This window comes from Myxococcus sp. AM009, from assembly GCF_013372605.1.
Taxonomy (GTDB): domain Bacteria; phylum Myxococcota; class Myxococcia; order Myxococcales; family Myxococcaceae; genus Myxococcus; species Myxococcus vastator.
Map to the genome: position 1 here is coordinate 1 of NZ_JABXEP010000177.1, position 15,583 is coordinate 15,583.

Here is a 15,583-nt window from a genome sequence, read left to right on the forward strand (position 1 = left end):
AGATGGGTATAAGAGACAGGGGCGGACGGCGCAGGTCCGCCTGGGCGTGGGCATCCAGGGCGGGAAGGGCGAAGAGGAGAGCGAGGGAGGTGATCAGGGCCTTCATGGGGAGCGTCCTTTCGTGTGCTCGAACAGTCTGACGCGCCGGGGCCGGTTGTATTCAACCGGAAACGGTAGGGCGCGCAGCGTAGCCCCCTGTGCCCTCACAGGCGTCAGGGGGACGCGGTGCGCTTGGACAGTACCTCACCGTCCGGTGACATTGCGTAGACGAGCGGCACCCCGGTGGCCAGCTCCAGCCCCACCACCTGCTCCCCCGTGAGCTGGTCCAGCTTCATCACCAGGGAGCGGTTCGAGTTGCCGTGGGCCACGACGAGCACGTTCTTCCCCTGGCGCAGGTCCCCGGCGATGGCGCGCTCATAGAAGGGCAACACGCGCTTCGCCGTCATCTCCAGGGACTCACCGTTGGGGGGTGGCACGTCGAAGGAGCGGCGCCAAGCCTTGATTTGCGCGTCCCCCCAACGCTTCGCGGCTTCCGCCTTGTCGAGCCCCTGCAGGTCGCCGTAGTTGCGCTCGTTGAGGGCGGCGTCCCGGATGGTGGGGACCTGCTGCCCCAGCGTGTGCAGGAGGATGGACAGCGTCTCCTGCGCCCGGATGAGCGCCGAGGTATAGGCGACGTCGAACTTCATCCCGCTCAGCGCGTCCGCCGCGCGCCGGGCCTCCTGGCGGCCCTGGTCGGTGAGGGGGACGTCGACGAGGCCGGTGAAGCGGTTCTCTTGATTCCACAGCGACTGGCCGTGCCGGACGAGGACGAGGGTAGGCATGGCCTCCAGGTAATCCTGAAGCCCAGGCGCGGCCAGGGGGGGGCGCGTTCACCCGAGGCCAGGCGTTCCGGGCTCCACAGTCTCGCGCGCCGCTCAGGCGGCGCAGGGCCGTGCGAGCCCTGGCCGAAAACACGCCGGGCGAGGAGGCCGGGGCCTCAGCCCTGGCACATCCGCGTGAAGCGGCGCTGCATCTCCTCGGGGGAGACCTCCTCGATGCGGGCGTTGAGGGCCCAGCGATGGCCGAATGGATCTCTCAGGTGTGCCGCGCGTTCGCCGTAGAACTCGTCCTTGATGGGGCGCTCCAGGGTGGCGCCCGCGTCGATGGCGCGCTGGGCGGCGGCGTCCACGTCATCCACTCGGAGGTTCAGCGAGCACGTCGTGCCCCCGCGGCTCTGGGGGCTCAGGATGTCGTACTCCGGGTATTCGTCCGCGAGCATCAGCGTCACGCCGCCCAGGTCCAGCTCCGCGTGGCCCACGCGCCCGCTCGGCTCGGTGAGCCGGTACTTCTCCCGTGCGCCGAAGGCCCGCGCGTAGAAGTCGAGCGCGGCGGGCGCGTCCTTCGTCACCAGGGCCAGGGAGAGGCGGGGACGTTCGGGGAGCGTCGCGGCGGAGGAGGACGGGTTCTTGTCGTTCATGGAGCACCTTCCTGGGTGGGTGTGAATGACAGGAGGATGCCTCCGCCGCGCCCGGAGGGATTGGACGAATTTTACTTCGGCTCCGCTTTCACCAGCCGGGTCAACTCCCGGTCCAGGGCGGCGGCGAACTGTTGCCGGTCCTGCGCCGAGTAGCCGTCCGGGCCTCCGGTCGTCACGCCGCTCTCCCGAAGCTCCTGCATGAAGTTCCGGACGGAGAGCCGCTCGGCGACGTTCTCCTCGGTGAAGACCTCTCCGCGCGGGTCCAGCACCACGACGCCCTTGGGCACCAGCAGCGCGGCGAGCGGGATGTCCTGGGTGACGGCCAGGTCCCCCGGCTGCGCCTGCTGGGCGATGTGCTGGTCCGCGACGTCGAGGCCCGCGCCTACCTGCACGGTGGAGACGTAGGCCAGCCGCGGCAGGGAGAGCGCGCGGTTGGCCACGAAGACGGTGTGAACCTTCACGCGCTGGCCAGCACGGAGGATGATGTCCCGGACAGGGCCCGGGCAGGCATCGGCATCGACCCAGATTTTCATACGGGCGCGACTATCTCAGGATTCGCGCGCGGACTACACCCACTGCGCGTCGAGCGCCCGCGCCTTCCGGGCTCGGAGCATGCCCTTGCATGCCGGTGGGGACGAACCGCGAGGTGCAATCCCTTGCGGTTATTGGCCTGCAACGCGTCATGCTGGACGGATGACGTCCGTTGGAGGCTGCTTTTCGAAAAAACTGGCGGTTGCTTCTATAATGGCGCCCATGCCTCTTCATTCTCTGCGGGTCATCATTCCAATCATTGTCAGCGCCTTGCTCACCACGGCGTGCGGTACCGATGCGACGGGGGAGTGTCGGGGCACCCACCTGGGGGCCAGTGTGAACTGGCCCATCGATGGGGAAGCGTCCCGGTGGGAGCGCGATAGCGACCGGATTCTCCTGCACCATTCCCCCAACGGGAATGCGGGCCTGACGCGGTTCGGCGTGGACATCTGGCTCGTGGATGGGGCCGTGGTCGGCGGAGGGCCGGTGACGGTGGCGTTGTCCAACGAGCACGCGCTACGGCTGGTGCCGGCGGCGGACTCGCTGGTGGTGGACTGGCTCGTGAGCGTGGCGACACGCTCGACGACGGGCTTTCCCGAGACGACGGGCGTGCCGGTGGCCGGCTCGGTGACCTTTGACGCGGTGAATGAAGACTTCGCCGCGGGCCGCTACGTCTATCGTTACATGGATGGCAGTGAGCTGACCTGCACCTTCAACGTGCCGTCGCCGGAGCGGGCCGCGGGCTTCTGGGGCGGGGACTACGATGACGATGACGATGACGATTGAACCCTGCTCATGAATTGCACGCGCTCGCGCGCGGCGGCGTGCTGTAGAACAGGCGCATGAACACGGGTGGCTGCTTTTGTGGAGCGGTTCGGTACGAGGTGAGCGCGCCGCTGACGGCGGTGGCGTACTGCCATTGCTCGAAGTGCCGAAAATGGCACGGGCATGTCGGGGCCTACGCGGCCGTGGACCGGGAGGGCTTCCGGCTTACGGAGGCGCGCGGGCTCAAATGGCACAGCGTCTCGCCCACGGTGCGCCGCGGCTTCTGCGTCGAGTGCGGCTCCAGCGTGCTGTTCGATGAGTCTCCGGATCCAAAGATATCGCTGTGCGCCGGCTCGCTCGACGCCCCCACCGGCATCCGCGAGAAGGTGCACGTCTACACGGGCAGCAAGGGGGACTATTACGAGATCGCCGACGGCCTCCTGAAGTACGACACCTTCCCTGGGAAGTGAGCCCCGGCGCGCTCACGCCTCGGTGCCGTGAGGCTCAGGGGGCTCCGGACGCCGCGTCGATGGCGTCCAGGGCCTCCACCCGCAGGCGCTCCTCCGGGGTGAAGGAGTCGATGAGCAGCCGCTGCACGGCGGCCTGACGCGCGGCGGGGTTCGGCTCGGACTGGCCCAGGGCCTCTCTCCGGGCTCGGAACTCCGCCAGCCGGCGCGCCCACTCGGCCTCCTCGCGGTCCATGGCCTCCAGCCGCTCGGTGGCCTCCGGGCCCACAGTGGCCAGCCGGTGCTGGCGCAGGTCCTCGGCCGTCGCACCGGACTCCACCAGCTCGCGCTCCACCGTCTGCTGTTGCAAGGGGCGCAGGGCCTCGTCGCGGCTGGCGCGGTAGTCCGCGGGGAGCTGCTCCTCCAGCGCGGCGATGCGGCGCTCGCGCTCCTCGGGCGTCAGCGTGGTGTCCTGCTGGAGCTTCATCCGCTCCACCGACACCGCGTCCACCCGCTCCTCGTCACCGAAGAGTCCGTCCGCCCAGGCGCCCAGGTGCTCGCGGCGCAGCTCGCGCAGGGACTCCAGCCGCGCGCCCACGTCCAGCGCCGCGCCTCGTTGGTTCGCCGCGAACGTGCGCGCCGCGTCGCGATACGCCAGGTAGTCATCCAGCAGTCGCACGGCTTCGTCCATCGCCGCGGCTGGCAGGTTCTTCGCTCGCAGCGAGGCGAGGATGCGCTCGCGGATGACGGGCAGCGCCTCCTCGCCCATCGCGGACAGGTAGTAGTCGAACAGGCGGCGCAGGTCCGGCGACACCACCAGGTGGCCCGTGGCATCCACCTGCACCGAGCCGTCCTCCTCCGTGTCATGGAGCGAGCCCGGCATGGGGGGCAGGGCGGAGGCGGGGGACGCGGCGTCCGTGGGCGGCGCGGTGGGCGCTGCGCGTCGCGGCGCCGGCACACCCGCGCGCGGCGCGGAGGCCGCCAGCGGTGCGACAGCGGTGACAGCGGGCCCGGGCGGCAGCGGCGTCGCCCGGGCCTTCCACCATGAGAACACGCCCGCACCCAGCAGGGCGCACAGCGCGGCTACGGGAATGACGGCGCGGCTCTTCATGGCGTCCCTTCGCGCGCGGCCGTTTAGAGGCCGAGCCCCTTCAGGCGGTTGGCGTGGTTGCGGAACACCGTCTTCGGGTTGGTGAAGAAGGCGGTGAGGCCCAGCACCTGGTTCACCTCGTCCAGGTGGTTCATGTCGTAGTTGTCACGCAGCACCGTGCCGAAGTGCGAGCTGCACCGGCCGACCAGGCCGTCGTTCGCCTCGCTGTAGAAGAACGAGCTCAGCTTCATCGGGTAGTCGGACGCGTCGAACAGGTTGGTGAAGGGGTCCGTGCCGGACCAGGAGTAGTAGCGCTGGCCCTGCGTGCCCGTCGCGGCGCCCTGGCCGCAGCTGCTGGAGGGGATGCCCGCCGGGTACTTCTGGTTGAACGCCGCCGTGCCGGACTTGCTCAGCGCCGCCAGCGCGCCAATGGCGTCCTGCGGGTTCGTCTTGCCCGACAGCAGCCCCAGGACAGTGCCCAGGTTGTTGGCGAAGTAGGCCAGCACGCTCTCCGTGAAGGAGCCGCCCCGCAGGTTGCCGCGCAGGTAGTCCGCCAGGTCCGCGCCCTTGTGCGGCGAGCCCACCGTCGTCACGGACGCCACCAGGTCCGGGCGCACCGCCGCCACGTAGCGCACGTCCATGCCGCCGTGGCTGTGGCCGATGAGGTTCACCTTGCCCTTGCCCGAGCGCGCGACGATGTCCTTCACCTGCGCCAGCAGCGCCTCGCCGCGCTGCTCCGAGGTGTTGAACTGCGGAACGCTCGTCACGTACACCGTCGCCCCGCCCGCGCGCAGGTCGGAGCCAATGCCGTAGAAGTAGTCGTAGACGCCAAACAGCGAATCGAAGCCCGCCATGCCGTGCGCCAGCACGATGGGATAGCGGGTCTTCGTTTGCGTATTCGCGAGCGCGGGTTGCGCCCACAAGCCGAGTGCCGCGACAGCCAGAACCAGTGTCCGGACAGCGTTTCGCATGAGGAGGGGCTCCTGTTCGGGGGACGGGCCCACTGCAGATTGACCCGCGAATCAACGCGTAGGCCAATCACAGACCAAGATCAAGCCGCCTCCTGCATTATCAGCAAAACTGGCGAAGTCGGTTGTCACATACCTCTGCTGTATTGCGTCAAATACTCACGACGCGGTGCCTTGATTTGCGTCATGACCCTCTATGTCGCGGTGCGTTGACGGCCGCTGCGGGGTGAAGGCCTGAGTCGCTGTGTCGCGGGTGACTCATTGGCTGGAAGCGGCCAGGGGACCCACGTGCCGCCTCGCTTGCGGATGGCGCGCGCCGCTCCCACCCTGAGTGGGTATCCGCCGCGAGGAGGACGACATGGCCACCCGGAAGCGCTCACGCCCCCCTGCCGCGAAGACGGCCCGCACGTCGTCGCGTGGCCGTAGCGCCACCCGAAAGACGGGGACGGCCTCCCGGTCCACCGCTCGGAAGACCGCTTCCCCGGGCCGGTACACGGAGCCGGAGCTGCGCGAGCGCATCAAGGCGCGCATCCTTCGAGGCAACAAGGGGGGCGAGGCGGGGGAGTGGAGCGCACGCAAGGCGCAGCTCGTGGCGGCCGAATACAAGAAGGCCGGTGGGGGCTACCGGGGCGGCCGTGGCGGAACTCAGAAGTCACTCACGTCCTGGACGCAGGAGGAATGGCAGACGCAGGAAGGTGACGCCCGCGCGCGCAAAGGTGGCACCACGTCCCGCTACCTGCCCAAGAATGCCTGGGCGCAGTTGAGCCCCGCACAGAAGCGCGCGACGGAGCGCAAGAAGCGCGAGGGGACCCGGCGTGGCAAGCAGTTCGTGCGCAACACGGCGGCGGCGCGGACCGCTCGCAAGAAGACGACCCGGCGCTGACGTTCGAAGGGCTTACGCCTCGGGATACGTGGAGGGGTTGCCCGTGGTCGGGAGGAAGCCCGCTTCGTAGTCCGCGAGCAGCTCCGGGAAGACAATGCACTTCTGAGTCTCGGGATACACGCCGGTGGAGTAGCGGATGGCGGCATAGCCGAAGATTTCCGTGAACAGCGCCAGCTTCGCCTCTGCGGGTGCCCGGCGGACGTGGTCATGGAAGGCGAGCACTTCTCCTTCCAGCGAGAAGGGCCGCACGTACATGGCATGCGGAATCACGTCATGGACGATGCGGAAGACGCAGTTCTCCTCCGGCGTCCACAAGGGATGCTCGCAGTGCTCGGTGTTGATTTCGAGCTGCCCCCGGTTCAGGTCCGCGACGATGTCCTCCGGGCCTGAGTAGACGGTGCGCGTCGAATAGCGAATGGACAGACAGGGCCGGACGGCTTCGTAGACGGCGAAGGCATGGGCCAGCAGCGCGCGCCAGGAGGCGCTGCATTCCTCATCGAGGTGCCGGGCGTCGGCCTCATAGGCATCCGTCACCCGGGTGGCGAACGCCAGCAGGGCGGTGGGCTGGAATGCGCGTGGCGCTGGGTCCGCATAGGCGGTGAGTGGAAAGCGTGAGTCAATGCGCTTGCGCAATTCGTTCAGCACCGTCATGGAACGCCCCCCAGTGATGGCCATTGGAGCGCGCGGCCCACCGCTCCGTCAATGTCACGCGCTATCTCTTGTGGAGAAGTGTGGGGGGCCGTTAGAACGGCGCGGCTTCCAGGTTCCACTTCCACCCAGGACGTCTCTCTCATGTCGAGCCCTTCCTCCGCCGCCGTCTCCCCGGCCTCCACGCAGGCCGCTCCCGCCGCCAAGGGCTGGATGCTCTGGCTGGGACGCATCTTCACCGGACTCGTCGTCGCCATGCTGACCTTCAGCGCGTCGATGAAGCTGGGCCAGTCACCCGAAGCCATCCAGGGATTCGAGAAGTCTGGCTACCCTGGCGCGGTGTTGCTGGCCATTGGCATCACCGAGCTCCTCTGCATGATGCTCTACGCGGTGCCGCGGACGGCCGTGCTGGGCGCCATCCTCGTCACGGGCTACCTCGGCGGCGCCACCGCGACGCATGTGCGTTTGTCTGAGCCGTTCATCGCCCCCGTCCTCGTGGGCGTTTTCGCCTGGGCGGGACTCTTCCTGCGGGACGCGCGTCTCCGGGCCCTGCTGCCCCTGCGCCGCCTGCCCTGAGCTCGCGCGCCCCGGTTCCTCTCCCGCGAAGTCGGACGGCGCCTCCCTGGCGCGCTCATTCAGGGAGGAGTCGGGAGAGCAGCTCGAGCCCTGGGGCTTGCAGGGGGATGCGCCCACGGAGCGCGGAGAAGAAGGACCAGCCCTGGTTCGCCAGGAGCACCACGCCCGCGTCCGCCCCGGCGGCGAAGCCGATGAAGCCGGTGTAGCCCCGGATGACGGAGGCGCGCCACATTACGGGCTGCCCACGCACCTGCGTCACGCTCCACCCGAGCCCCACCTTCCCAGGGTTCGCCTCCGCGCGCGGCACATGTGTCAGCCGCAGGGCACGCACGACGCCCGCGTCGCCCCGTCCGAGGTTCGCGTCGAGGAAGCGGAGCAGGTCGGGCGCGGTGGAGTAGGCGGCGCCCGCCCCCGGCAGTGCGGGGAAGGTCCATGGGGGGACCGGTTTGCCTCGCGCGGTGTGGCCGGGCGTCAGGCGCGGCGCCTGCTCCTCGGACAGGCGCAGCGTGGTGTCGGCCATGCCCAGGGGCTTGAAGAGCAGGTCCCTCAGCGCGTGTCCGTAGTTGAGCCCCGCGCGCCGGGAGAGGGCATGGCCCAGCACGCCCATGCCCAGGATGGAGGGCGCATGGCGGCGCGGCGGCGGCCACTGCGGCTGATAGGTTTGGAGGAACTCTCCGAAGAGTCTCGCGTCGTAATGGCCGAAGGGGTCGTCCATTGTCTGGGCGTCCTGCTCCAGGTTGGGCGGCAGGTGGGGCATTCCCGAGGTGTGGGTCGCCAATTGCTCCAGGGTGATGCGGCCCGCGGTGGCATCCGCGAGCAGCGACCGGGGAATCACCTCGGACAGGGGCATGTCGAGCCGCGCCTTGCCCTGGTCCACGAGCAACGCGAGGAGGGCCCCCGTGAAGACCGGGGTCAGCTCGCCCAGCGCGAAGAGGGCGCTGTCGGTTGGCGGCGCGCCCTTGCGTCGCAGCGCCTCGACGTGATGCACGCCGCCCAGGGTGATGCCGGCGCAGAGGGATGCCGTGCGATATCCGCGCACGTAGGCGCGGGTGGCATCCTGGAGCAACTCACCGGGGGACGGCTTCGACGCGGAGCGCATGGTGGGCCTTCTACACCATGTGTCCGGAGCAGCCAGGGACGGCCGGCGCCGGGGCGTCTGCGTCTCGCTGTCACGCGACTGCATGGGAATTGACGGAATGTCATTCGCGCGCTGCGCCGCGGCCGACCAAGTGCGCGGAATCTCGGGAATGAGGCGTTGGAACGGCATGTGTAATGGCCTCCTGGCAACAGGAGGTCCACGCCATGACCGTTTGCCGTCCGCCCGTCTCCCCTGGGTTTTCCGCCACGCGTCACTTCGTCGAGCGCAGCTCGCTTCGGCAGCTTCGTGACGAGGTGCTCGACTTCATCCTGGAGTTTGGCATGCGGACCCGGGCGACGGGCATGACGCACGTCACGGTGCTGGAGCGGGAGCTGCCTCGGACGTGGCGGAGCCTGGAGGTGGCGCGGCAGGCGCGTGGGTGGATTGTCCTGCTCAATGACGAGGAGCGCCTCATCACCTGCTACCGGCGCGGCGACGCGAACCGCTTCATCCGCCGCAAGCCCAAGCACCGCATGTCCAGCGACCAGCTCCAGGGCCTCTGAGCGAGAGGCGCTCACGCCGCGCGCAGCAGCAGGAACATCACCAGCGCCAGCAACGCCGCGATGCCCACGGCCAGGAGGCCCAGCGGCGCGCGCCGGGTCAGCAGCCGCCGCGCGGAGATGGCGCTGTCGGGGCGGTCCTGGATGGCTTCCGCGAGCAGGCTCTTCAGCAGCCGGCGCAGGTGCCGGGGCACGCCGTGGGGGAGCGGCTGCGTCCCGGGCAGACCTCCCGTGAGGGCCTCGTGCAGGACGTATCCCAGCGCATGCAGGTCCGACTGCGGGACGGCGCGGCCCCACTGGCGTTGTTCGGGGGCCTGGTAGGCGTGGGCACCGGGAGGTACGAGCGACAAGCCGAAGTTCGTCAGCATCGCGCCGTCCTTCGCGAGCAGGATGTTCTGGGGCCGCACGTCTCCGTGGACGAGCCCCACATCGTGCGCGGCGCCGAGCGCATCGAGCAGCCGCAGCGCCAGTAGCTCCACCTCTTGGAAGGGCAGGGCGTTCAGCCGGTCCAGCCGCGTCTCCAGGTCAGGCGCAATCACGGGCTCCAGGGCGTACCAGCAGTGGCCGCGCTCCTCGCCCACCGCCAGGACGCGGACGATGACTGGGTGGCGGAGGCTCCGCAGGGTCTCCGCCTCGCGGTGGAAGCGCGCCCGCGCCTCCGCGGCCGCTGTCACCGAGGAAGACATCACCTTCACCGTGCACGGGCCCACATGGCCTTCCGCGGTGTACAGCCAGCCCGTGTCGTCGGTGCCCAGGCGGGCGTTCAACTGGAAGCCGCCCAGGGATTCACCCGTGAGGTCCGGCGCTGGCCGTCGCGCCTCCGTGCCTGACGCGAGGTCCGCACCGCAGGCGGCGCAGGTGCGTCGCGTGCCTGGCTCGGCGCCAGGGTGGGGCGTATGACACGAGGGGCAGGGCGGATTCACGGGAGCGGACCGGGTCGATTCTCCACCATCTTCCGGGCCGCCCCCGCCGTCCGCAAGACATGCGCCCGTGTGGCGTGGCGAGAACGCTGGCCAAGGCCGTTGACTCGCCCCTCGGGTTGAGGGACGGGAAGCGCCATGGCACAGCAGAAGGTCCAGGTTCCTCGTAAGTCCGCTGGCGAGCGGCTCGACCGCTTCCTGTCGAAGCAGGTCCCGGGCCTCAACCTGGAGCGGGCCCGTGCCCTGATTGATTCGGGAGCGGTTCGCATTCGGGGCAAGCAGTGCCAGCCCACGCGCAAGCTGTGGGGCGGTGAGGAGATTGAGCTCGACAGGCCGGAGCCTCGCGCCGCGCCGGTGGCCTCTGCCGAAGGGCCGCTGCTGCCGGTGCTTCACGACGACGCGGCCCTGGTCATCGTGAACAAGCCTCCGGGCCTCGTGGTGGAGCCAGAAGGCCGCGCGGCCTCCGTGGTGGGGCTGCTCGCCGCCCAGCAGCCGCCCTTCAATGTGGAGGGCCTGGCCTGGCCCGGGGTGGTGCACCGGCTGGACCGGGAGACGAGTGGCTGCCTGGCGTTCGCGCGCACGGATGCGTCCGCCGCCGCGCTCCTGCGCTCCTTCCAGGAGAAGCGCGTGGACAAGCGCTACTGGACGCTGGTGCTGGGGCAGCCACCCTCGCGGGGACGTCTGGAGGCGCCCTATGCCAGAGACCCGGCGGACCCTCGGCGCTTCACCACCCGCGTGCCCTCCGCGCGCCGGGCCGCGCTCTCCTTCGAGGTCCGCGAGCGCTTCGCGGATGCCGCGCTGCTGGAGGTCGACTTGGACACGGGCCGCACGCACCAGATTCGCGTGCAGCTCTCCGAGGCCGGGTTCCCCGTGCTGGCGGATTCACTCTACGGGCCGCCGGAGGCGCGCGCGCATGCCGCGGCGCGGGCGCTGGGGCGGCAGGCGCTGCATGCCTTCACCTTGGAGCTGCCCAGCCCCGCTACTGGCCAGCCCGTCCGCGTCGAGGCGCCATTGCCCGAGGACTTCCAGCGAGCGCTGGTGACGTTGCGCGGCGGGTGACCTGCACGACGAGGCGTGATTCCCGAGCGGCCTGGAGGGCAGGCAGGCGCTGGGCGGGCGTCCTGTCAGCCGGCTCGCGCAGTGCCGCCTATTCCTTCGGTGATTGCCCTTCACGCTTCAGCGTGGGCCGTCTTTCTGCCCAGGTCAGCAATTCGTCGAGGGCTGGACAGAGAGACTGGCCCCAGTCGGTCAGGTGGTACTCGACCTTCGGCGGTACCTGGGCGTGCACGATGCGCGTGACGATGCCGTCTTGCTCCAACTGCCGGAGCTGCTGGATGAGCATCTTCTGCGAGATGGCGGGGATGGCGCGCTCAAGGTCGGAGAAACGCAGCTTCTGCCCGCCGAAGAGGTGGAAGAGGATGACCAGCTTCCAGCGGCCTTCGAGCATCTGGATGGCGCCCTCGATGCCGCTGGCCGCCGTCACAGGCGTGTGATGGTCATGCTTACCCAAAGGTATGTACCCCACTTTTTCGTGTGTTCTTGTGAAATAGATACCGCGCTTTTACTGATATGGCCATGCCAACGAATCACGCTGCTTCTTTGAACCTGCTCGCGCCCATCGCGAGCTTCTTCGCGAGCGAGACCACCGACCCGCGGGCCGTCGCCCGGTATTTCGCCGACGACGCCGTCGTCCTGGACGAGGGACACGCGCATCGCGGTCGCGCCGCCATTGCCGCGTGGCACGTCGCTGTGGTGGCCAGGTACGCTTTCTCCACCGAGCCCCTGTCCGCGGAGACTGCCGGAGCGCGCACGACAGTGACCGCGAAGGTGAGCGGCAGCTTCCCTGGCAGCCCGGCGCACCTGCGCTTCGCGTTCACCGTCGCTGGCCACCTCATCACGCGCTTGGAGATTGGTTCATGAGCTTCGACCTCGAATTGAAGGGCCGACGGGCGCTCGTCACGGGGGGGACCAAAGGCGTCGGGGCGGCGGTCGTCGCGGCGCTGGTCGAGGCGGGCGTTCGCGTCGTCGCCACGGCGCGCACGGTGCCGAGCGACACGCAGGACGTCCACTATGTCGCGGCTGATGTGACGACGGCGACGGGCTGCGCAGAGGTCGCCCGGCAGTCCATTGCGCACCTCGGGGGCATCGACATCCTCGTGCATGTGCTGGGAGGCTCCTCCGCCCCGGGCGGCGGCTTCGCGGCACTCACGGACGACGAATGGCAGAAAGAGCTGAACCTGAACCTCATGCCCGCCGTGCGGCTCGACCGCGCGCTGTTGCCGACGATGCTCGCGCAGGGCTCCGGCGTCATCGTGCACGTCACCTCGATTCAGCATGAGCTGCCGCTGCCCGAATCCACGACGGCGTACGCGGCGGCGAAGGCGGCGCTCTCCACGTACAGCAAGGCGCTGTCGAAAGAGGTGACGCCTCAAGGCGTGCGCGTGGTGCGCGTCTCGCCAGGCTGGGTCGAGACAGAGGCCGCTGTGCACCTCGTCGAGCGTCTGGCGAAGCAGGCGGGCACCGACTACGAGGGCGGCAAGCAGATCGTCATGAAGTCGCTGGGTGGCATCCCTGTCGGGCGTCCGGCGAAACCTCGCGAGGTCGCCGACCTCATCGCCTTCGTCGCCTCACCACGCGCGGGCTCGGTGACGGGGACGGAGTTCGTCGTCGATGGCGGGACGGTCCCCACGGCGTGAAGCTCGGTACGAGCGCCGCGCTGCGTAGCGTCTTGGTCCTTCCAACGCAGGTCTAGAAGCGCACCTGGAGCAGCAGGTTGCCGCCCACGATGTCCTGCGAATCCCAGACCACCACTGCTACGCCCGTGTCGTCATCCGCGTAGGTGGTCTGGTTCGGGTCGCGTGTGTAGAAGAGCTCGGCCAGGACACCTGCGACCTCGCCCAGGTCCCACCGCGCGGTGGCCTTCGCGGTGAGGATGGGGCTCCGGTCTTCGCCCTCCGGCAACGAGGAATACAAGTTGTTGCCCCGAACGATGAGGGGATTGCTGCGGGGCCACATCGGCTGCGGAACCAGCGACTTCAGTGTGGCCGGGGCGGTGACGCGGACGAGGAAGCCGGGCGTGAGCCCCCAGTCTTGGAGGAAGTAGTCCGCCCCCACCGTCGCGGACAGCTCGGCCAGCGCCTCCATCTGTTCGAACAGGGCGCCTCCCGTCGGGAAGAAGCCCGGGTGCGAAAGCACCATGAACGAGGGCGTCCTGTAGTACGCGAGCGCGTGAAGCCGGAGCCGGTCCCACTTGAACCGAGTCACCAGCGCCGCGGCGTGCGCTGCTTGCTTTCGCATGGCACCCTGCACGGGCGACTCACTGTCGATGAGCTGCTGGGAGACGTAGCTCCCTTCCAGTGCGACGTGGGCTCCAAAGCCACCGGGATAGACGTCGGAGGCGAAGAAGCGCTCGAAGAAGGTCGGGTCTCCCTCGTAGAGCGCCAGGTCGACGTTCGCTCCGACGGGGACGCCATGGCGCCACATCACTCGCCCGGACACGCCGCGCGTGTAGATGTCGCCCTCCCAGCCGCTGATGTAGGGCAGGCTCCCGGGGCCCAGGTCGAGGTTCGCGGCCCCGGCTTCCACCCGGAAGGCCGGGGAGAGGTTCACTCCGGCGCCCACCAGGAGCATGAGGCGCCGCTCCAACTCCTGGGTCACGCCGTTCTGCAGGCTGGGGAATCTGGCGGCGACGAAAGCATCCCATCTCCACCGCGACAGGCGCAGCTCCAGGGCGGGTTCGCCGTCATCTCCCGAGCGCGTCATGGACGAGATGCGTGCCCAGGCCACCGGGTTCTCGTAGCCCATGTGCAGTCGGGTGGCGCTCACCGGGAACACCGTCAAGGCCAGGCGCTCATCGGGCGCCCAGGAGGAAGGCCGATACCGGAGGCCGAAGAAGCTGGCGTTGTCCTGAAGGATGGCGCCGGAGACGGCGACCGGATTGATGAACAACGACAGCCCTGCTTCGGCGCGCAGGCCGGACGCCAGCTCCGCTGTGCGCGCGTCCAGCGCGACATGGAACCGCGTGGTGGCATCAGGGGCGTCGAAGTCGGTGTCTCCCGCGAGGAAGGACAGACGCGTCTGGAGGAAGGAGCCTTCTGGCGCAGCGGGCTCCGTGGAGACGGACTCCGGGCTCTGTCCTAAAGCGATGATGAGCGAGGCGGCGAGGAGCGAGGACGTCATGGGCGCGCCGACATAGCCCAATTGCTGGCATGTTGGCTATGTCACGCCACGCGCCCCGGGCGTTACTTCTTGGGGCGCTTGAGGAGCGCCGCGCACGGGTCCTCCATGGGCACCGCCGGGGTGAACCAGACATAGTCGAAGGGCAACGATTGCGCGCCGAAGGAGGCCGCGTAGTCCTTCGGCTCGGGCTGCTTCGGGTCGACCTCCAGCAATCCCACGGAGCGCACGTCCTGGTCGGGCGCACGGGCCGCGAGCCGCGCGGGGACGCCCCGGTCTGTCCGGGCATGGCCATTGCCGGTGATGAGCACGCCGCCCTGGTCCGTCGCCGCGCTCGACAGCCGGTCCGCCAGGTGCGCGTCCCGTGCGCGCTGGGCCTGCACCATGGGACCCAGCAGCTCCTTGGGCAGGTGGCCACAGTGGGCCTCGTCCTGCTCCTGCCGCATCGCCTGCTCCACGGCCTCCGGCAGCGGCGTGTCCAGGGACAGGCGCTGGCGCAGCTCGGGGGCCAGCGCGTCCGGACCGCGCATCACCAAATCACGCACCTGCGCGCGCGGCAGGTTGGCGGCGACGATGGGGAGCTCCGCCTTCAGCCCGGCCTTGAAGACGGGTCGGTACAGGCTCCAGTCCGGCCAGCCACTGTCCGCCCAGTCGACGGCGAGCGCGAGCGCCTCCGCGTCGCGCGGAGCCCGCGCCAGCGCCGCATCCACCGCTGCCTGCTGCCCCACGTCCAGCATCTCGAAGGCCAGCGCGGGCTTTCGTCCTCCCGTGGCCAGCGCCTGGACGAGCCACGCCTGGAGCCGGTGGTGGTCGGGCTGGTCATGGCGCTCGCCCAGCACCACGAAGCGGGCCTGGGTGAGGGCGCCGCGCAGCGCCTCCGCGTCCACGAAGCGCGCGGCCTTCACGTCCCAGATGCGGCCGGAGAGCGGGTGCTCACGGTGCAGCGAAGACTTCCACCCGCCGGACAAGGGGGCCTGGGGACCTGGGGGCTCCACCGCCGAATCGAGGCGCGTGGCGCTGGCGTGGGAACAGGCGGTGGCGAACAGCAGGACGGAGACAGTGAGGAGCGTGCGCATCACGCACACGATTCATCCACACCGTGGGCGCTGGTGGCCACCGGGAACGCGAGGCGGGCCGGGCCCGCGCGCGCCAGTGTCAGGTGACGGGCGCGCGGGCTCGGGGACTTCGGACTACTTCGAGTCCACCACGACGACCATCCACCGGTCCGTGGCGTGGTCGATGCGGATGTTGGCGGCGCCGGCCTCCTGGAGCTGCTGGATGATGCCCTCCAGGAAGGTGAGGTGCTCCTTGGGCGCGTCCACGAAGATGTTCTTCGGGCCGCTGCCCTTCGCCTTGGGCTTCTTGGCCGGGGAGGCGGGCGCGCCGTTGAGGGCGTCCGGGGACGCGGCGGCCTTCAAGCGGGACGCGGCGTCATCCACCGTGGCCTCGGTCTCCTCGGACTCGGGCTCGGACTCCACTTCCGGGG

Annotated in this window: 19 protein-coding genes and 1 pseudogene; 8 read left to right on the forward strand and 12 right to left on the reverse strand. The window is 69.5% G+C overall.

Annotated elements, in window-relative coordinates; translation table 11 throughout:
• Positions 1-212 precede the first annotated feature (212 nt).
• The 3 genes from HV824_RS30530 to HV824_RS30540 form a co-directional block, all read right to left on the reverse strand.
• On the reverse strand, positions 213-821 hold the full coding sequence (locus HV824_RS30530) for a 2,3-diphosphoglycerate-dependent phosphoglycerate mutase (RefSeq protein ID WP_176420490.1): 609 nt from the start codon (positions 819-821) through the stop codon (positions 213-215).
• Positions 822-976: 155 nt separating this feature from the next.
• Entirely contained in the window at positions 977-1,456 is a 480-nt protein-coding gene (locus HV824_RS30535; RefSeq protein WP_176420491.1) for a VOC family protein, read from the reverse strand.
• A gap of 71 nt (positions 1,457-1,527) precedes the next feature.
• Positions 1,528-1,989, reverse strand: a complete 462-nt coding sequence (locus HV824_RS30540) for a YaiI/YqxD family protein (RefSeq protein ID WP_176420492.1) — start codon at positions 1,987-1,989, stop codon at positions 1,528-1,530.
• A gap of 334 nt (positions 1,990-2,323) precedes the next feature.
• On the opposite strand from HV824_RS30540, the gene HV824_RS30545 reads away from it, so the two are divergent.
• Together HV824_RS30545 and HV824_RS30550 are read left to right on the forward strand one after the other, a co-directional pair.
• Positions 2,324-2,773 (forward strand): hypothetical protein, encoded by a 450-nt coding sequence (locus HV824_RS30545; protein WP_368671024.1) that lies wholly within the window; start codon positions 2,324-2,326, stop codon positions 2,771-2,773.
• A 56-nt stretch (positions 2,774-2,829) separates the two neighbouring features.
• Positions 2,830-3,222: a GFA family protein gene (locus HV824_RS30550; RefSeq protein ID WP_176420493.1), complete on the forward strand. Its 393-nt coding sequence runs from the start codon at positions 2,830-2,832 to the stop codon at positions 3,220-3,222.
• 34 nt (positions 3,223-3,256) lie between these two features.
• Here HV824_RS30550 and HV824_RS30555 read toward each other — a convergent pair whose 3' ends face one another.
• Both HV824_RS30555 and HV824_RS30560 read right to left on the reverse strand, forming a co-directional pair.
• Positions 3,257-4,309 (reverse strand): lipase secretion chaperone, encoded by a 1,053-nt coding sequence (locus HV824_RS30555; RefSeq protein WP_176424845.1) that lies wholly within the window; start codon positions 4,307-4,309, stop codon positions 3,257-3,259.
• Between the two features lie 23 nt (positions 4,310-4,332).
• Positions 4,333-5,259 carry a triacylglycerol lipase gene (locus HV824_RS30560; protein ID WP_176420495.1) on the reverse strand — a complete coding sequence of 309 codons (927 nt, stop codon included), beginning with the start codon at positions 5,257-5,259 and terminating at the stop codon, positions 4,333-4,335.
• A 355-nt stretch (positions 5,260-5,614) separates the two neighbouring features.
• Here HV824_RS30560 and HV824_RS30565 point away from each other — a divergent pair, with 355 nt between their 5' ends.
• Positions 5,615-6,139, forward strand: coding sequence for a hypothetical protein (locus tag HV824_RS30565; RefSeq protein ID WP_176420496.1), 525 nt, complete (start codon positions 5,615-5,617; stop codon positions 6,137-6,139).
• Positions 6,140-6,151: 12 nt separating this feature from the next.
• On the opposite strand, the gene HV824_RS30570 is transcribed toward HV824_RS30565, so the two are convergent.
• A complete protein-coding gene (locus tag HV824_RS30570; RefSeq protein ID WP_255208470.1) occupies positions 6,152-6,790 on the reverse strand; it encodes a hypothetical protein in 639 nt (212 codons plus the stop codon).
• A 210-nt stretch (positions 6,791-7,000) separates the two neighbouring features.
• On the opposite strand from HV824_RS30570, the gene HV824_RS30575 reads away from it, so the two are divergent.
• The gene (locus HV824_RS30575) at positions 7,001-7,363 is read left to right on the forward strand and encodes a DoxX family protein (RefSeq protein WP_176420521.1); all 363 of its coding nucleotides are present in this window, start codon (positions 7,001-7,003) and stop codon (positions 7,361-7,363) included.
• Between the two features lie 55 nt (positions 7,364-7,418).
• Here HV824_RS30575 and HV824_RS30580 read toward each other — a convergent pair whose 3' ends face one another.
• On the reverse strand, positions 7,419-8,462 hold the full coding sequence (locus HV824_RS30580; RefSeq protein WP_255208472.1) for a serine hydrolase: 1,044 nt from the start codon (positions 8,460-8,462) through the stop codon (positions 7,419-7,421).
• A 203-nt stretch (positions 8,463-8,665) separates the two neighbouring features.
• On the opposite strand from HV824_RS30580, the gene HV824_RS30585 reads away from it, so the two are divergent.
• Complete coding sequence (locus tag HV824_RS30585) at positions 8,666-9,004, forward strand: hypothetical protein (RefSeq protein ID WP_255208473.1); 339 nt, start codon at positions 8,666-8,668, stop codon at positions 9,002-9,004.
• Positions 9,005-9,015: 11 nt separating this feature from the next.
• On the opposite strand, the gene HV824_RS30590 is transcribed toward HV824_RS30585, so the two are convergent.
• The gene (locus tag HV824_RS30590) at positions 9,016-9,768 is read right to left on the reverse strand and encodes a protein kinase (RefSeq protein WP_255208474.1); all 753 of its coding nucleotides are present in this window, start codon (positions 9,766-9,768) and stop codon (positions 9,016-9,018) included.
• Between the two features lie 291 nt (positions 9,769-10,059).
• Between HV824_RS30590 and HV824_RS30595 the strand changes: the two genes are divergently transcribed.
• Positions 10,060-10,980 carry an RluA family pseudouridine synthase gene (locus HV824_RS30595; RefSeq protein ID WP_176424848.1) on the forward strand — a complete coding sequence of 307 codons (921 nt, stop codon included), beginning with the start codon at positions 10,060-10,062 and terminating at the stop codon, positions 10,978-10,980.
• Between the two features lie 88 nt (positions 10,981-11,068).
• Here HV824_RS30595 and HV824_RS30600 read toward each other — a convergent pair whose 3' ends face one another.
• Positions 11,069-11,431 carry a helix-turn-helix domain-containing protein gene (locus HV824_RS30600; protein ID WP_255208475.1) on the reverse strand — a complete coding sequence of 121 codons (363 nt, stop codon included), beginning with the start codon at positions 11,429-11,431 and terminating at the stop codon, positions 11,069-11,071.
• Positions 11,432-11,520: 89 nt separating this feature from the next.
• Between HV824_RS30600 and HV824_RS30605 the strand changes: the two genes are divergently transcribed.
• The gene (locus HV824_RS30605; RefSeq protein WP_255208476.1) at positions 11,521-11,841 is read left to right on the forward strand and encodes a nuclear transport factor 2 family protein; all 321 of its coding nucleotides are present in this window, start codon (positions 11,521-11,523) and stop codon (positions 11,839-11,841) included.
• Complete coding sequence (locus tag HV824_RS30610) at positions 11,838-12,617, forward strand: SDR family oxidoreductase (RefSeq protein WP_176424850.1); 780 nt, start codon at positions 11,838-11,840, stop codon at positions 12,615-12,617. Before HV824_RS30605 ends, HV824_RS30610 begins: the two co-directional genes overlap by 4 nt.
• A gap of 52 nt (positions 12,618-12,669) precedes the next feature.
• Here HV824_RS30610 and HV824_RS30615 read toward each other — a convergent pair whose 3' ends face one another.
• The 3 genes and pseudogenes from HV824_RS30615 to HV824_RS30625 all read right to left on the reverse strand — a co-directional run.
• Positions 12,670-14,100: a hypothetical protein gene (locus HV824_RS30615; RefSeq protein ID WP_176424851.1), complete on the reverse strand. Its 1,431-nt coding sequence runs from the start codon at positions 14,098-14,100 to the stop codon at positions 12,670-12,672.
• 62 nt (positions 14,101-14,162) lie between these two features.
• Positions 14,163-15,173 (reverse strand): ChaN family lipoprotein, encoded by a 1,011-nt coding sequence (locus tag HV824_RS30620; protein ID WP_176424852.1) that lies wholly within the window; start codon positions 15,171-15,173, stop codon positions 14,163-14,165.
• Between the two features lie 114 nt (positions 15,174-15,287).
• Positions 15,288-15,583: pseudogene (locus HV824_RS30625) on the reverse strand (hypothetical protein); the annotation flags it as partial.

Excerpts from the sequence above, each read along its gene's own strand:
- HV824_RS30530 (WP_176420490.1), bottom strand. The coding sequence starts at position 821 with ATGCCTACCCTCGTCCTCGTCCGGCACGGCCAGTCGCTGTGGAATCAA.
- HV824_RS30615 (WP_176424851.1), bottom strand. The coding sequence starts at position 14,100 with ATGACGTCCTCGCTCCTCGCCGCCTCGCTCATCATCGCTTTAGGACAG.
- HV824_RS30570 (WP_255208470.1), bottom strand. The coding sequence starts at position 6,790 with ATGACGGTGCTGAACGAATTGCGCAAGCGCATTGACTCACGCTTTCCA.
- HV824_RS30595 (WP_176424848.1), top strand. The coding sequence starts at position 10,060 with ATGGCACAGCAGAAGGTCCAGGTTCCTCGTAAGTCCGCTGGCGAGCGG.
- HV824_RS30550 (WP_176420493.1), top strand. The coding sequence starts at position 2,830 with ATGAACACGGGTGGCTGCTTTTGTGGAGCGGTTCGGTACGAGGTGAGC.
- HV824_RS30575 (WP_176420521.1), top strand. The coding sequence starts at position 7,001 with ATGCTCTGGCTGGGACGCATCTTCACCGGACTCGTCGTCGCCATGCTG.
- HV824_RS30535 (WP_176420491.1), bottom strand. The coding sequence starts at position 1,456 with ATGAACGACAAGAACCCGTCCTCCTCCGCCGCGACGCTCCCCGAACGT.
- HV824_RS30620 (WP_176424852.1), bottom strand. The coding sequence starts at position 15,173 with ATGCGCACGCTCCTCACTGTCTCCGTCCTGCTGTTCGCCACCGCCTGT.
- HV824_RS30585 (WP_255208473.1), top strand. The coding sequence starts at position 8,666 with ATGACCGTTTGCCGTCCGCCCGTCTCCCCTGGGTTTTCCGCCACGCGT.
- HV824_RS30555 (WP_176424845.1), bottom strand. The coding sequence starts at position 4,309 with ATGAAGAGCCGCGCCGTCATTCCCGTAGCCGCGCTGTGCGCCCTGCTG.
- HV824_RS30580 (WP_255208472.1), bottom strand. The coding sequence starts at position 8,462 with ATGCGCTCCGCGTCGAAGCCGTCCCCCGGTGAGTTGCTCCAGGATGCC.
- HV824_RS30560 (WP_176420495.1), bottom strand. The coding sequence starts at position 5,259 with ATGCGAAACGCTGTCCGGACACTGGTTCTGGCTGTCGCGGCACTCGGC.
- HV824_RS30565 (WP_176420496.1), top strand. The coding sequence starts at position 5,615 with ATGGCCACCCGGAAGCGCTCACGCCCCCCTGCCGCGAAGACGGCCCGC.
- HV824_RS30610 (WP_176424850.1), top strand. The coding sequence starts at position 11,838 with ATGAGCTTCGACCTCGAATTGAAGGGCCGACGGGCGCTCGTCACGGGG.
- HV824_RS30540 (WP_176420492.1), bottom strand. The coding sequence starts at position 1,989 with ATGAAAATCTGGGTCGATGCCGATGCCTGCCCGGGCCCTGTCCGGGAC.